Here is a 14,976-nt window from a genome sequence, read left to right on the forward strand (position 1 = left end):
CGCGACCCTTGCGATCGCGCGCCGGCCAATGGTCACCGCTTCGAGGGAGAGACGCCATGCCCGGCTTCCTATCGCATCTGCTGACGGTCGCGGCCTTATCGTCGGCCACTCTCGCTTTCGCGCAGCAAACGCCGGCGAACGCCCCGCGCCGTGCTTTTCTCGTCTGCGCCGATCCGGCCAATCCGCCTTATTCGAGCAAGGACCGGGACGGGTTCGAGAACAAAATCGCCGCCGTGCTCGCCGCCGACATGACAGTCGACGTCGATTTCTTCTGGTTCGCCGGCCATAAGAGCTTCCTGCGGCGCACTCTGCTCGAGGGCATGTGCGACGCCGTCGTCGCTATCCCGGAGGGGCTTCCGGCCACGGTGACGACGCGGCCCTATTTCGCGTCGAGCTTCGTCGCCGTGACGCGCTCCGCCGATACGCGTCGTTTCGTCTCCTTCGACGACGAATGGCTGCGAGAGGCGCGCATCGGATTGCCGCTCGTCGGCAATGAAGGCGCGACGACGCCCCCGGCGCTGTCGCTGTCGACGCGCGGCTTCACCGAGCATATCACGCCCTTTCCCATGTGGGCGGAGGACGGCGCGTCGCAACCGCCGCAGGGCCGTATCATCGACGCGGTGGCCGCGGGGGAGATCGATGTCGCTTTCGTCTGGGGGCCTGTCGCAGGCTTCTTCGCGCGCAAGCACGGCGGCGCGCTGCGAATTGAGCCCATTACTCATGATCCGCGGCGGCCGGAGGTCGCCTTCGTCTTTCCCATGGCGGTCGGCGTGCGCAAGGCGGATGTCGCCTTGCGCGATCGGCTGCAGCGCGCACTCGACGCTCACACCGTTGAGATCGCCGCCATTCTGCGCGAATCGGGCGTGCCGCTGGTCGCCGCGGCGCCGGAGAAAGTGAAGCCTTGAAACCGCGGTCGACAGAAGAGGACGAACGAGATGCGCATCAAATTCATCGTGGCCGTGTCGGCCTTTGCCGTCGCAGCTCTGGCGCCGGTCGTGGCTTCGGCCGGCGCGTCGGAGGGACGCAAGGCGTGGATGAAGCTCAACTGCAACGGTTGCCATGGCGACAATGGCGGCGGCGGCATGGGGCCGAATGTGCGCCACAAGGAGGCCGGCGACGTTCGCGAGGCCATGTATGGCGACAAGAAGGAAGGCGGAATGCGTTCCTACAAGGGCCTCGCCCTCGTCGGACCGAACGACATCGCCGATATCGCCGCTTATCTCGCCACCATCGGCACGTCGAAAGAGCCCAAATGGGTAGATTGGTGGCGTCACTGAAGCCGTCGTGACGCTCTGCGCGCCTTTGAGGGGTTCGACGCCGTAGACATCATCGACCACCGCGATCGTCGCCGACGAATGAATATGATACTGGCGGCGGCGTCGGGGTCGAGTGGGCGCAGCAGAACGTCCGATCGGCAGCACGGTCAGCTCTCGCTCTCGGTTCGGGACAGAGAACATTCGGCGATGCGCTGCTCGACCCGAAGCCGGTCAATAACCGCCTTCGCGAGACGGTGCGCCTCTATCGCGAGCGAACCAGCGTTTGAGGCGCGCCTGACGGAAGTGACGAGAAGCTTCGCGACGATCGGGGGCGACTAAACGCTTTCGTCGACCTCCGTGCAGCTCGCCGAGCTGCCGGAGCAAACCCTGCGGAAGCTGCCGAAATATCCGCGCGCCGGCGACGCGCTGCCGGGTCGGCTCGCTGTCGATCGGCGGCGATAAAGCGGATACGGCCGGTCTCTGCTTGCCGATGCTCTCTATCGCGCCGCCCGGAGCGAGATCGCCTCACTCGCCTCGATCGACGACGCGAAGGAGGACAGCGCCCGCCTCGTCCCCTGAACGGGTGATGCGCCCGGCGGCGGTCCCGCTTACGGGTTATTCATATTTGAAAAAATTTTCAGCGGGGACGTGACAGCGCAAGTCGTCACGTCCTCATTTTTTCGTTTTTCCCCGGCAGCTCCGCGCGGTCGCGCGAGCTGGCGGTCGCGGGGGAAGCGAGCCATATGTCTCGCTGCGTTCGCTCGGACGCGCGCGCGCCACCAACCTCGGACGATCTCAGTCATGTCTGCGCAGAGGAGAGCCGATCTGGCGCTGGCGCGCGCGCAAATCATCCATGCGGCGGTTCCCGGCCGCGTGCGCATTCGTCATCTCGGCCTCTCGGGACGAAGCGCGCTCGCCGAGACGGTGACGAGCCGGCTGCTGGCCTGTCCCGGCGTCACACGCGCGCGCGCGAGCGCCACGACCGCGACCGTGCTGGCTGAATTTTCCGCACCGGCGTCCATGGCGCAGATCAGACTGGCGGTGGATGACGCCGTCGCCGAACAGGACCAGGCCGCGGTCTCGCGTGCGGACATGGCGCAGGACGCAGTGCAGGGTGTGGCGAAGGACGACGGCGCCGCCGATCCGCCATGGCATGCGATGACCGCCGCCGAGGCGGCGCGGCGGCTGCGCGTCGGCGTCGAGGCCGGTCTCGACGATGAGGAGGCGGCGCGCCGCCTCGCGACGCTCGGGCGCAATGAAATTCCGCATGTGAAGCCGCGCTCGACGCTGGCCATTTTCGCCGATCAGATGGTCAGCCTGCCGGTCGGTCTCCTCATCGGCTCGGCGGCGCTGTCGGTGATGACCGGCGGCGTGATCGACGCCGCCGTCATCGCCGCGGTCGTGCTGCTGAACGCCGGCGTCGCCACGGCGACGGAGCGTCGCGCCGAGCGAACCATCCGCAGCCTCTCGGATTATGCGCCGCGGCCGACGCCAGTGATGCGCAGCGGCGCGCGCGCTCTCCTCGATCCTGCGGAGATCGTGCGCGGCGACATTCTGCTGCTCGAGCGCGGCATGCTGATCCCCGCCGACGCTCGGCTGATCTCCTGCGCCGATTTCTCGGTCAATGAAGCGGCCTTGACCGGCGAGGCGGCTCCGGCGCGCAAGGCGGCGGGGCGGACGCTGCCTGCGGCGACGGTCCTGCCGGAGCGTTGCAACATGCTCTATCGCGGTACGGCGGTCACCGGCGGCTGCGCGGCCGCGCTCGTCACCGCGACGGGGGGAGCGACGGAAATCGGCCGCATTCAGCGGCTGCTCGGCGCGCTGCGCCCGCCGGCGACGCCGATGCAGCGCCAGCTCTACGACGTCGAGCGCGAGCTGATCGTCGTCAGCGCGCTCGTCTGCGGCGTCGTGTTCGGCATCGGCGTCTATCGCGGGCGAGGTCTGATCCTGATGCTCCGCAATGCGATCTCCCTCGTCGTCGCGGCGATCCCCGAGGGCTTGCCGGCCGTCGCCACCACCACTCTGGCGCTCGGCGTCGAGAACATGCGCCGCCATGATGTGCTGGCGCGCAAGCTCGACGCGGTGGAGACGCTCGGCGCCATGGAGGTGATCGGCCTCGACAAGACCGGCACGCTGACGGAAAACCGCATGCGCATGGTCGCCGCCCATGTCGACGGCGCGCTGCTGGCGCTCGAGGGCGGACGGCTCGTCGAGGGCGATGCGGAGGCGCGGACCATGACGAAGCGGCTGCTCGAGGCGGCTGCTCTGTGCAGCGACGCCGTTCTGGAGCCGGCGGGCGCGGTGGCGCATATCGATGGCACGCCCACCGAGAGCGCGCTCATCGAGGCGGCGCTCGCCTTCGGCGTGGATGTCGCGGCGCTGCGCGCCGATGCGCCGCTCCTCGCCGACGTTCCCCGCTCCGAACACCGCATGCGCATGAGCACGCTGCATCGGAGGGACGATGGCGGAGAATTGCTCTGCGTCAAAGGCGATCCCGAGGAGGTGTTGCGCCGCTGCGCCGGCCGGGCGGCGCGGGAGGGCGTCGCGCCGCTCGACGAGGCGGCGCGCTCGAGCATTCGCGAAGCCAATGCGCAAATGGCTTCGCGCGCGCTGCGCGTGCTCGGCGTCGCGGTCTCGGAGGTGGGCGGCGATCCCTATGACGAGCGCGAGCTCGTCTGGCTCGGCCTCGCCGGCCTCGTCGATCCCATCCGTCCGGGCGTTCCGTCGGCGCTGAAGCTGCTGCATCGCGCCGGCGTTCGCTCCGTCATGATCACGGGAGACCAGAGCGCGACCGCGCTCGCCATCGCGCGCCAGCTCGATCTGGGCGACGGCGGCGACGTCGTTGTGCTGGAGGCGGGCGAGATCGCCGCGCTTCCGCCGGAGACGCTGGCGGCGCGAAGCGCGCGGGCGCAAGTGTTCGCGCGCGTCAGCCCGGTCGACAAGCTCAACATTGTCAAGGCGTTGCAGAACGGCGGGCGCGTCGTCGGCATGACCGGCGACGGCGTCAACGACGGCCCGGCGCTGCGCGCCGCCGACATCAGCATCGCCATGGGCGGAGACGGAGCCGACGTCGCCCGCGAGGTCGCCGATATGGTGCTGGTCTCCAATGATCTTCACGGCGTCGTCGAGGCGGTGCGGCTCGGCCGCGCCACTCATGCGAATATCCGCAAGGTGCTGCGCTATCTCATCGCGACGAGCGTGTCCGAGACTTTCGTCATGCTGGGGGCCGCGCTGCTCGACGGCGGCGTCGCCATGAGCTCGACGCAGCTGCTTTGGCTCAACATCGCCGGAGAGCCGCTGCCGGCGCTGGCGCTCGGCCTCGAGGAGCCGGAAGACGGTCTCCTCGAGCAGCCGCCGCGCGATGCGCGCGCGCCGATCCTGGCGCCGGCCGATTTTCGCTCGCTTCTCCTCGAAGGCGTCGTGCTGGGATCTTGCGCGCTCGCCGCCTATTCGCTCGCCGGCGGCGCGCGCGACGCCGCGCGCTCGGGGACGGTCACATTTCATGGGCTGACCCTCGGCCAGCTCCTCTATTCGGTGAGCTGCCGATCGGAGCGCGCCGGTCTCGCCGCCAAGGTGATGCGCGCGCCCAATCGCAAGCTCGTCGGAGCGATCCTTCTCTCGACGGCCGTGCAGGCGGCGGCGCAGGTCTTTCCCGTGACGCGCCGCATCCTCGGGCTCGCGCCGATCGGCGGCCGCGACCTCTTCGCCATAGCGGGCGTCGCGATCGGCTCCGCGGTCGCCAATGACGCGATCCGCGCGCTTTCGGGCGCAGCGCCGAAAAAGTGAGGCGTCAGTAGAGCCAGCAACAAAGGGGCCGCCTCACGGCTCTGGATTGCTTCGCTCCGCTCGCAATGACGGACGTCGACCTATTCGTCCACGCCCCAATCGTCGCCGAGCGCGAAGCGGAAGCCGGCGAGAGCCGCCGCACGCCAGGCGAGCGTGAGCGCCGATGGGAACAGCTTCTCCTTGCGGATTTGCCAGAGGGCGGCGGCGGCGAGAGCGAGCGCCGCCACTGCGCGCGGGCTCGGCTTCGGCGCCGCCGGCTCGGCGATCTGCGGGCGCTCGCCCTCGAGCCGGAACAGTCCGGCCGTCTGCGCCGCTGCGCCTATGTCGGCGAGAGGGCCGTCATGGAAGATCAGCAGGCCGCCGGTGAGGGCCGCCGGCTCGGCCCGGCTGACGCCGTCGAGCCCGGCGAGCTTGCTCGCGACATCGGCGAAGAATGTCTCGTCGCCGCGCCTTTGCGCGAGGCGCAGGCGCGTGCGTCCCTCCATCTGATGCGCGATGATCGCGACCGGAAGCGCCTCACTCATGCTCTCCCCCGGCGCGCGCTCGCTTGATCGCGGAGAGATCGATCGTTTCCGCGGAGGCGCCCGCTTCCCTCCGGCCGGCCTCGATGATGGCGCGGGCGCGCTCCTCGGCGGCGGCGATCGCTTCGGCGAGTCTGTCGCTCTGCGGCTCGCCGGCCGATTCGGCATAGAGCGCGCGCACGGCGGCGGCGATCTCGGCGCGGCGCACCAGCTCCGCATTGCGCTCCTGCGCGGCCTTCTGCGCATCGGCGCGGATCGTCGCGGCGACAGTCGCCGTTCGCTCCTCCACGACCTCGGCGGTCGCTTCCGCGAACAAATCCTCGGCCTGCTCCACCAGCTCCGCCTGGCGCACGCGGGCTTCGTGGAGCGCCGCCAACGCCGCCTTGATCGCCGCTTTGGCGCCGGGGCGCGCGGCCTCCGCCATTTCCTTTCCGCCGAGCGCGACGGCTGCCGCGCCGGCGACGGCTCCCAGAGCAAAACCCGCCAAAGGCCACATGAGCGTTCCTCCACCGTGGGGCGATTCTACCGTTTCATCGCCTCAGAGACAGCTCGCGCTTCGCCGGATCCTCGGCCTCGATCTGCTGCGGCGCCGCGATCGACGTCGATGCTTTCACACCGTCTCGCGACATATCTCTGCCCGGCGTCCTCGAACCCCAGTCCTCGAACCCCGAGAGCTCACAATGCAGCCCTTCGTCTGGCGATTGTCGGAGCCGTCGTTCTTCGGGCTCGCGCTGCAGGTCGCGGGCGTCAATTTCCTGCTTTCCGGCGACAATGTCGTCGCGATCACACTCGCCGCGCGCGAGCTCCCTTTGCGTCGGCGACGCTGGGGCATGGCGCTGGGCGTCGGCGTCGCCGTCCTCTTGACGGCTTTTTTTATCGCCATCGTGTCGTTTCTGATGCGCATTCCCTTCTTGCGGCTCCTGGCCGGCGCCGCGCTCCTGCAAATCGCCTTTCATCTAGGGCTGCCGAATCGAGACGGCGACCAACGCGCCATCTCCGGCGACGGCGTGATCCGAGCGGCCCGCGCGATCGCCGTCGCCACTCTGGTGATGAGCCTCGACAATGTGATCGCGATCGCGGCCGTCGCGCGCGACGATCTCGCGGCGATAGTCTTCGGGCTCCTCCTCAGCATTCCCCTGGTGGTTGTCGGCGCCGAAGCGCTCGCCGTCCTGTTCGATCGATTTCCCGCGCTCGCTCTGCCGGGCGCTGGGCTGCTCGGATGGATCGCCGGCGAGACAATCGCCACGGATCCGGCCGTCACCCAAGTCGTCGAGGCGACGCTCGGATCCGCGGCTGCGCCCGGGGTCGGCTTCACAGGCGCCATGGCCGGCGCCGGCGCCGTTTTATTCGCGCGATCGCCGTCGATCCTCAAAGCGCGCTGACCGCTCGCCGATCGGGAAATATGCTATGCTTTGTCGGTGAGCGCCCTCTGACGAGCAGGATCGATTTGCGCCTGATGTTCCGAAATATCCTGACGGCTTCCCTCCTCGCCGCGCTCTGCGCGCCGGCGCAGGCGGCCGACCGCATCCGCCTCGCTCTGCAGAAGACCGGCACGGGCGCCTGGGAGATCGCGGTGGTGCGCGCGCTCGGGCTCGATAAGGAGGCGGATCTCGAGCTCGAGGTCGCCGAGCTCGCCAGCACCGACGCCGCCAAGATCGCGATCCAGAACGGCGCCGCCGACATTGTCGTCTCCGATTGGCTGTGGGTGGCGCGCCAGCGCGGCGACGGGGCGCGGCTCACCCTTTCTCCCCATTCCAGCGCCATCGGCGCCGTGATGGCGAAGAACGCCGCCATCCACAGCGTCGCCGATCTTTCGGGCAAGACGCTCGGCGTCGCCGGCGGGCCGCTCGACAAGGCCTGGCTGCTGCTGCGCGCCTATGCGCTGCGGCAGGGCGTCGATCTCACGAAATCCGCGACCATCGTCTATGGCGCGCCGCCGCTCATCGCGGAGAAGGCGGCGCAGGGCGAGCTCGACGCCGCGCTGGTCTTCTGGAATTTCGCCGTCGATCTCGAGGCGCGCGGCCTCTCTCGCGTCCTCGACATGCGGGACGTCGAGACAGCGCTCGGCGCGACGGCGGCGCCGATCGTCACCGGCTATGTGTTCGACGAGCGCTTCGCCGCTGCGAACGGGCCGGCGCTGGCCCGCTTCCTCGCTGTGGCGGCGAAGACCAAGCGCTTGATCGTGAGCTCGGGCGCCGCCTGGAACATCGCCGCGGCGCAAATCCGGACGAGCGATGCGGCGACCCTCGCCCTCTATCGTAAGCACTATGCGGAAGGGATTCCGAGCCGCAGCCTCGAGGAGGAGCGCCGCGACGCCGCCGCGCTCTATGCGACCCTCGCGCAGATCGGCGGGACGGCGCTGGTCGGCAGAGCGACGACATTGCCGGCGGGCACGTTCTACGAGGCGGCTTCGCCGGGCGTGAGATGATCCGTCTCGCTTCCGCCGCTCTGCTGCTGCTGTGCTGGCAGGCGGCGGCGTTCTTCGCCGATCCGCGCCTGCTGCCCGGCCCCGCGCCGGTGTTCGCGGCGATGCTCGAGCAGGCGCAGTCCGGCGCGCTGTTTTCCAATCTCGCCGCGACGCTCGGGCGCGTCGCCGCCGCCTTTCTTCTCGCCATGAGCCTCGGCTCGGCGCTCGGCTACGCCATGGGCCGGCGCGCGCTCGTCGACCGGCTGCTCGACCCCTGGGTGGTGGTGCTGCTCAATCTGCCGGCGCTCGTCGTCATCGTGCTCGCTTATCTCTGGGCCGGGCTCACCGAGGCGGCGGCGATCGGCGCCGTGGCGCTGAACAAGCTGCCCAACGCCATCGTGGTGATGCGCGAAGGCGCGCGGTCGCTGGACGCGCGGCTCGATGAGATGGCTGAGGCGTTCCGCTTCTCGCCGGCGACGCGGCTGCGCCATGTGGTGGCGCCGCAGCTCGCGCCCTATATCGCCGCTTCGACGCGCTCCGGCCTCTCGCTCGTCTGGAAGATCGTGCTGGTGGTGGAGCTGATCGGCCGCTCCAATGGCGTCGGCTTCGAGATCAATATGGCGTTTCAGCTTTTCGACGTGCGTTTGCTGCTCGCTTATGCGATCCCCTTCGTCCTCCTGATGCTCGGCGTCGAAACGCTTCTGGTGCAGCCTCTCGAACGACATGTCTCACGATGGCGCCGCAGCCCTGCTCGAGGTCAGGGTCACATCTAAGGACCATGTGACGGCCGGCGGCCGCCCGCAGCGCGTCCTGCAAGATCTGCAATTCACTCTGCCGATGGGGCGCGCCGGCGCGGTGGTGGGGCCGTCGGGCTGCGGCAAGACCACGCTGCTGCGGCTCATCGCCGGCCTCGACGCGCAATATGAGGGCGCCATTCGCCTGCCGGCGGGCGGGCGGCTCGGCATGGTGTTCCAGGAGCCGCGCCTCCTGCCCTGGCGCAGCGTCGTCGACAATCTGCGCATCGCCGCGCCGCAGGCGCGCGAGGAGACGATCGCGGCTCTGCTCATGCGGCTCGGCCTCGCCGAGCACGCCGGGCATTTTCCCGGCGAATTGTCGCTCGGCCTCGCCCGCCGCGTCGCGCTGGCGCGGGCGCTGGCGATCGAGCCCGATCTTCTGCTGATGGACGAGCCCTTCGTCTCGCTCGACGCGATGCTGGCGCGCGAGCTGCGCGGAGAGATCGCGGCGCTGATCGACGAGAGACGCGTGACGACGCTGATCGTCACCCATGACATTCGCGAGGCGATCGAGCTCGCCGATCGCGTGTTCCTGCTGTCGACGCGCCCCGCGCGCGTTTTCACCACGCTGGAGATCGCAACGCCGCGCCGCGCGCTGACGAAAGCCGCCGCCGACGCGCTGCAAAGCGAGGCGGAGGCGGCGATCGAGGCGATGCGCGCGCATGGCGGAATGCGAGCCTGAAGGCTCGTGGTCCAGGGGCCGCGCTCGGACCGCGAGCCTTCAGGCTCGCATCCTCACGCCGAGTCAGCCCGCCGGAATGGTCGCCTCCTCGATGAGATCACTCCCTCCCATCTGCGTCTCGAACAGACGGCGATAAATCCCATCCGGCAGACGCAGCAGTTCCGCGTGCGATCCGTCCTCGACGATGCGGCCGTGATCGAACACGAGAATGCGATCGAGACGCTGCACCGTCGACAGCCGATGCGCGACGACGATCGTCGTGCGGCCCGCCGACAATTGCTCGATCGCGGCGCGGATATGAAATTCCGACACCGAATCGAGCGAGGAGGTCGCCTCGTCCAGCACCAATATCGGCGTATCGGCGAGAATGGCGCGGGCGATGGCGACGCGCTGGCGCTCGCCGCCCGAGAGCTTCACGCCGCGCTCGCCGACCAGCGTCTCGTACGCGTCCGGCAGACGCTCGATGAACATGTCGGCATGAGCGAGACGCGCCGCCTCGGCGATCTCGTAAGGCGCGGCGTCCGGCCGTCCATAGGCGATGTTCTCGCCGAGCGGGCGATGAAACAGGATCGGCTCCTGCGCGACGATGCCGATGGCGCGGCGCAGAGAATCCTGCGTCACCTGCGCAATGTCCTGCCCGTCGACCAAGATGCGTCCCGCGTCGAGGTCGAACTGGCGTTGCAGCAGCTTGACGAAAGTGGTCTTGCCGGCGCCAGAGGCGCCGACGAGGCCGATGCGCTCGCCGGCGCGGATCGTGATCGAGAAATCCTCATAGAGCGGCTTGCGGGCGGCCGGATAGCTGAAGCGCACGCGATCGAAGACGATCTCGCCGCGCGTCACCGCGAGCGGCCGCGCGCCCGGCGCGTCCACCACTTCCGGCTCGGCGGCGGCGAAGGCGACCACATCCTCCATCTCGTTCACCGCCCGCTGCAGATTGCGCACATGCTCGCCAATGTCGCGCAGGTAGCCGTTGATGAGGCCCTGTATGCCGATGAGGCTCACGACGTCGCCGGTCGTCATCTGCCCTTCGGACCACAGCGACAGGCCGCAGCCGAGCAGCGTCGCCTGCATGACGATGAGCACCATCGCTTGCAGCAGGCCGACGGTGGAGCCGCGATACCAGGAAATGAGCGTGCGCTTCGTCCATTGCGCGACCAGCGCCGCGAAGCTCTCGTCCTCGCGCGGCTCGGCGGCGAAGCCTTTGACGATCTGATTGCCGGTGATGGAATCGGCGAGCCGCGCGCTCACCGCCGAATCGAGCGCCTGCGAAATCTGCGCGGCGGGGCTGATCCAGCCGAGCGACAGGCCGACGCCGATCGCCAGGAAGAAGGCGATGCCGATGGCGACGACGACGCCGAGCAGCGGCCAGCGCCAGGACAGCAGGCCGGTGATGGCGACGATGACCGTCGCGGCCGGCAGAATGCCGAAGATCAGCGTGTCGGTGAGGGAGTCGAAGGACCACATGCCGCGCGCGATCTTGCGCACCGTGGCGCCGGCGAAGGCGTTGGCGTGCCAATCCGCCGAAAAGCGCTGCACACGGGCAAAAGCGTCGCGCACCAGCGCCGCCATGCCATGCGCCGCCACATGGCAGACCGAGAAGGCGACGAAATTGCGCAGCGTGTGAAACAGCAGCACCGTGCCGAGAAAGGCGCCGAGCGCGGCGAGCGCGGGGCCGAGCGCGCGCGGCTCGGCGGCGACGGCGTCGGCGAGCCGGCCGGAGGCCACCGGCACAAAGACGTCGACGACATTGGAGACGAGGCGCGCCGCCAGCATCAAGGCGAGCAGGCGGGGCGACAGGAGCCAATAGGCGGCGGCGAAACGCAGAGTCTGCCAATAAGCGGTCATGGTCGCGCGGAACGCGCCGGCGCTCCGCTCCCTCGAGAAGAAGAATGGACGACGCGGGAGGCGTCGGGGCTCGTTCCGGGAGGGCTGGCGTCGCAATGGCGTCAGATCGAAGGACGCGGCGGGAGCCTGAGAAGAGCCCGGAACACTGCCGGGCTCGGCGCCTGAACGATCAGGCTCGGCCCGGGGAATGACGAGACATGACGATTTTCATCATGGCGACTCCCCGTTTCGAGTGACGCGGGCCGCGCCCGCGGCTGCGGATATTGCGGTGCAATATAGCGTGACTATTGGAACGAAACGGGGCGGCTGTCAACCGGGAGGTGGGTTTTTGGGTGGCGCCGACGCTGGGCGGTTGGAGTCCACTTTTGACCCGAAAGCGACATTCCTGGAAGCGATCCTGCTTTAGCGAGGGTTGAGACGATCGCTCATAGTGGTATCGCCAGCTTGGCGAAGAGGTCCGGGAAGTCCTTGGCCACAGGTGTCGCATAGCGGCGCTCCATCCCGATGAAGGGGATACGGACTATGGGCATCGCTGCCGATTGGATGTCGAAGCCGTAACCCTCACCGCCGCCATTAGAACCAAACAGGAGGATGTCGGGGGCGTATTTTTCGACCTCATATCCACGATTGAAGTCGGCAAGCTCCTCGGCTTTCCAGAAGATGATATAGTTGCCGCCGATAAATCCTTCGCCGCCATTATGCTGGCGAAGGAAGTCAAGATAATCGCTCGGAAGCGCTATGCCTAATCTTGCAGAAAGACCATCGGTTACGCTGACATCGGCCGGCGCGTCAAGATGCCCTTCTGTCAGATTGTATGTCATTAGTTCCATCTGTTCGTTGCGCCGATTGTGTCCGAGATGTCTCTGAAAAATGCGTAACCTGTCGAAGGTGTAGGTTATGGGCAAGATGGCTTTGTTTAGCCGGGTAGGTAGCGCTGACGCCGAATTTCATCGGCAGAATTTCATGCACGTCGACTTGCTGTCCAACAAGTCCTCGCTCCCTGTGAATCGTTATATGGAGCCTTTGGGCGAATGACTGCTCCTGGCGCATCGGAGAAACCCGAACCGTCCCGCTCCCCTCGCCGCACATTCAGCGCGCGTCCTTCGGCCCGCCGTCCTGCCCGGTCGGCGCGGGGCGCGGTCGCGCGGCCTTGCGGCGGAGCAGATTGGCGCGCAGCGCGGCGGCGAGCGCCTCCGCATTCTTCTGGCCCGTATTCTTCCGTCCTTGGGCGGGCGGCTTCGCGCCCTTGTCGTCCTTCGCCATTTCGTCCCCTCCCGCCCGGCGAGTGTGGCGCCCGGCGGGCGCCTGTCAAGGCTCGACATGCGGCTCGACACGCCGCTTGACTCTCGTCCGGGACCGAGTCAGCATGAGAACAAATATCGAACATGAGGGGCCGAAGAACCGATGTCGCAGGGCGGCGTTTCGGAACGGATCGTCTTTTTGCGTCGCCAGATCGCCGCGCTCGCGGGCGAGGGCGGGCGGGAGGCGGAGCCGCGTCCGCCCTCCGGGGCGGAGCCCGCCGATCTCGAGCGGCTGTTCGCGCATTGCCGCCGCGGCGCCTGTGAGATCGTGCCGGCGCGGCCCAAGGACGCCGCGGCGGCCGCGGGCTTCGCCTTCGCGCTGGCGCTGCGCTGCGCCCGGCTGCGGCCGCAGGCGGGAATCGTCTGGATCGCCGAGGACATGGTCGCGCGCGAGATCGGCCTGCCCTATGGGCGCGCCCTGCAGGCGGCGGGCCTCTCCCCCGAGCGTCTGGTGCTGGCGCGCACGCGCCGCCCGCGCGACACTTTCTGGGCCATGGAGGAGGCGCTGAAGAGCGCGCCGGCGGCGGTCGTCGCCGAGAGCTGGGCCGAGGCGGGCGCCTATGGCCTCGCCGCCTCGCGGCGCCTCGTCCTCGCCGCGCGGCGGAGCGGGAGCGCCGGCCTGCTGCTGCTGCCGCGCGTCGAGGCGCTGCGTCTTGCGAGCGCCGCCGAGGCGCGCTTCGAGATCGCCGCCTCCCTCGCTCCGCGGCGCGAGAGCGCGGCGCGGCCGCCGCCCGGGCCTCGCGTCTTTCGCCTGCGCGTCGTCAAGGCGCGCGGCCTCGTCGGCGCCTTCGATCCGCAGGTCTGGCGCGACATCGTCTTCGATCCTGAGAGAGCCGAGTTCCGCCATGCGCTGCCTCGCTTTGTTCCTGCCGCGCCTTCCGACCGACCGGATTTTGCGCGCACGCGCGCGCTCTGACGAGGACGCGCCCTTCGCCCTCTTCGCCGAGGGCAAAGGCGGCGAGCGCCTGACCGCCGTCGACGCGCGCGCCGAGCGGGCCGGGCTCGCCCCCGGAATGGCGGTCGCCGACGCCCGCGCCATGCGCCCGGCGCTGCGGCTCGCACCGGCCGACCCGGCGGCCGACGCCGCTTTGCTCGCAAAAATCGCCGATTGGTGCCGGCGCTTCACCCCGCTCGCCGCGACCGATCCGCCGGACGGCGTCCTCATGGATGTGACCGGCGCCGCGCATTTGTTCGGCGGCGAGGCCGCCCTGCTGGCCGAGGCCGAGCGCCGCCTCGCCGCCCAGGGGTTTTGCACGCGAGGCGCGCTGGCTCCGGGGCCGGCTCTGGCCGGCGCTCTGGCGCGCTTCGCCGGCGCGACGCGGGTTGCGGCCGAGGCGTCGCCGGCGGAGATCGAGGCGCTCGCCGCGCGCCTGCCGGTCGCGGCGCTGCGCCACGACGAGACGGCGCGCCGCCGCATGGAGCGCGCCGGCCTGCGCACGCTCGGCGATCTGCTGTCGCGGCCGCGCGCGCCGCTCGCCGCCCGTTTCGGGCCGGAGGCGATGGCGCGGCTCGACGCCATCGCCTGCCGGCGGCGCGAGCCGATCTCGCCGCGTTTCGAGGCCCCGGATTTCATGGCCGAGCGCCGCTTTCCCGAGGGGCTGACGCGGCGCGAGGACATAGAGCGGACCCTCGCGATTCTGGCGCGCGAGCTCTGCCTGCTGCTGGAGCGCCACGGCGCCGGCGCGCGCCATGTCGCGGCCGATTTCTACCGCGTCGACGGCGCGGTCGCCCATATAGAGACGGGGACCAGCCGGCCGTTGCGCGATCCGGGGCTCATCGCCCTGCTGCTGCGCGAGCGCCTCGCCGTCCTCGCCGAGGAGGGGCTCGACACGGGCTATGGTTTCGACGTGATCCGGCTCGGCGCCACGCGGACCGAGCTCTGCGCGACGCCGCAGGCCGATCTCGGCCTCGCTCCCGAGGCGGAGGGCGCCGGCGCCGACCTTTCCGATCTCGTCGACCGGCTCGGCGCGCGGCTCGGCCTGCGCCGCGTGCTGCGTCTCTATCCGCAGGCCAGTCATATTCCCGAGCTCGCGGTCGCCGCCCTTCCCGCCGCCGCGCCGCCGCCTGCGCGCGTCGCCGCGGCGCCGGCGCCGGCGCGGCCTCTGCGTCTGCTCGAGCATCCCGAGCCGATCGAGGCCGTCGCGCCGATGCCGGACGGGCCGCCGCTGCGTTTCCGCTGGCGGCGCGCGTTGCACGAGCTCGCGGCCTATGAGGGGCCGGAGCGCATCGCCCCGCAATGGTGGAGCGCGCCCCAGGATGAGGAGACGCGCGACTATTTTTATGTGGAAGACCGCGAGGGCCTGCGTTTCTGGTTGTTCCGCAAAGGCTTGTCCGGTCATGATAGCGCTCGTCCACGCTGGTTCATGCATGGCCTGTTCTGACCC

14 protein-coding genes are annotated in these 14,976 nt (G+C 69.4%); 9 read left to right on the forward strand and 5 right to left on the reverse strand.

What is annotated here, in order from left to right:
* Positions 1-56: 56 nt before the first annotated feature.
* From CQW49_RS15880 to CQW49_RS15900, 3 genes are all read left to right on the forward strand, one after another.
* The gene (locus CQW49_RS15880) at positions 57-905 is read left to right on the forward strand and encodes a quinoprotein dehydrogenase-associated putative ABC transporter substrate-binding protein (RefSeq protein ID WP_003610062.1); all 849 of its coding nucleotides are present in this window, start codon (positions 57-59) and stop codon (positions 903-905) included.
* Between the two features lie 30 nt (positions 906-935).
* On the forward strand, positions 936-1,277 hold the full coding sequence (locus tag CQW49_RS15885) for a c-type cytochrome (RefSeq protein ID WP_003610060.1): 342 nt from the start codon (positions 936-938) through the stop codon (positions 1,275-1,277).
* 780 nt (positions 1,278-2,057) lie between these two features.
* Positions 2,058-5,042 carry a cation-translocating P-type ATPase gene (locus CQW49_RS15900; RefSeq protein WP_003610058.1) on the forward strand — a complete coding sequence of 995 codons (2,985 nt, stop codon included), beginning with the start codon at positions 2,058-2,060 and terminating at the stop codon, positions 5,040-5,042.
* Between the two features lie 80 nt (positions 5,043-5,122).
* Here the strand turns inward: CQW49_RS15900 and CQW49_RS15905 are convergent, their stop codons facing one another.
* The gene (locus CQW49_RS15905) at positions 5,123-5,566 is read right to left on the reverse strand and encodes a hypothetical protein (protein WP_003610056.1); all 444 of its coding nucleotides are present in this window, start codon (positions 5,564-5,566) and stop codon (positions 5,123-5,125) included.
* Entirely contained in the window at positions 5,559-6,059 is a 501-nt protein-coding gene (locus tag CQW49_RS15910) for a hypothetical protein (RefSeq protein WP_003610054.1), read from the reverse strand. The genes CQW49_RS15905 and CQW49_RS15910 overlap by 8 nt, the downstream gene beginning before the upstream one ends.
* Before the next feature lie 184 nt (positions 6,060-6,243).
* On the opposite strand from CQW49_RS15910, the gene CQW49_RS15915 reads away from it, so the two are divergent.
* The 4 genes from CQW49_RS15915 (at position 6,244) to CQW49_RS15930 (ending at position 9,446) form a co-directional block, all read left to right on the forward strand.
* Positions 6,244-6,945, forward strand: a complete 702-nt coding sequence (locus CQW49_RS15915) for a YjbE family putative metal transport protein (protein WP_003610052.1) — start codon at positions 6,244-6,246, stop codon at positions 6,943-6,945.
* Between the two features lie 74 nt (positions 6,946-7,019).
* Positions 7,020-7,991 carry an ABC transporter substrate-binding protein gene (locus CQW49_RS15920; RefSeq protein ID WP_040566405.1) on the forward strand — a complete coding sequence of 324 codons (972 nt, stop codon included), beginning with the start codon at positions 7,020-7,022 and terminating at the stop codon, positions 7,989-7,991.
* On the forward strand, positions 7,988-8,743 hold the full coding sequence (locus CQW49_RS15925) for an ABC transporter permease (RefSeq protein WP_003610048.1): 756 nt from the start codon (positions 7,988-7,990) through the stop codon (positions 8,741-8,743). Before CQW49_RS15920 ends, CQW49_RS15925 begins: the two co-directional genes overlap by 4 nt.
* Complete coding sequence (locus tag CQW49_RS15930) at positions 8,694-9,446, forward strand: ABC transporter ATP-binding protein (RefSeq protein WP_003610046.1); 753 nt, start codon at positions 8,694-8,696, stop codon at positions 9,444-9,446. The genes CQW49_RS15925 and CQW49_RS15930 overlap by 50 nt, the downstream gene beginning before the upstream one ends.
* Positions 9,447-9,509: 63 nt before the next feature.
* On the opposite strand, the gene CQW49_RS15935 is transcribed toward CQW49_RS15930, so the two are convergent.
* The 3 genes from CQW49_RS15935 to CQW49_RS24690 all read right to left on the reverse strand — a co-directional run bounded on the left by CQW49_RS15935 (position 9,510) and on the right by CQW49_RS24690 (position 12,554).
* The gene (locus CQW49_RS15935) at positions 9,510-11,291 is read right to left on the reverse strand and encodes an ABC transporter ATP-binding protein (protein ID WP_003610044.1); all 1,782 of its coding nucleotides are present in this window, start codon (positions 11,289-11,291) and stop codon (positions 9,510-9,512) included.
* 425 nt (positions 11,292-11,716) lie between these two features.
* Complete coding sequence (locus CQW49_RS15940; RefSeq protein ID WP_024749605.1) at positions 11,717-12,112, reverse strand: SMI1/KNR4 family protein; 396 nt, start codon at positions 12,110-12,112, stop codon at positions 11,717-11,719.
* 268 nt (positions 12,113-12,380) lie between these two features.
* Positions 12,381-12,554: a hypothetical protein gene (locus tag CQW49_RS24690; RefSeq protein WP_003610039.1), complete on the reverse strand. Its 174-nt coding sequence runs from the start codon at positions 12,552-12,554 to the stop codon at positions 12,381-12,383.
* A gap of 141 nt (positions 12,555-12,695) precedes the next feature.
* Here CQW49_RS24690 and CQW49_RS15945 point away from each other — a divergent pair, with 141 nt between their 5' ends.
* Both CQW49_RS15945 and CQW49_RS15950 read left to right on the forward strand, forming a co-directional pair.
* Positions 12,696-13,508, forward strand: a complete 813-nt coding sequence (locus CQW49_RS15945) for a hypothetical protein (RefSeq protein WP_003610038.1) — start codon at positions 12,696-12,698, stop codon at positions 13,506-13,508.
* Positions 13,438-14,973, forward strand: a complete 1,536-nt coding sequence (locus CQW49_RS15950) for a Y-family DNA polymerase (RefSeq protein ID WP_024749603.1) — start codon at positions 13,438-13,440, stop codon at positions 14,971-14,973. Before CQW49_RS15945 ends, CQW49_RS15950 begins: the two co-directional genes overlap by 71 nt.
* Positions 14,974-14,976 lie beyond the last annotated feature (3 nt).

The organism is Methylosinus trichosporium OB3b (genome assembly GCF_002752655.1).
Classification (GTDB): Bacteria; Pseudomonadota; Alphaproteobacteria; order Rhizobiales; family Beijerinckiaceae; genus Methylosinus; species Methylosinus trichosporium.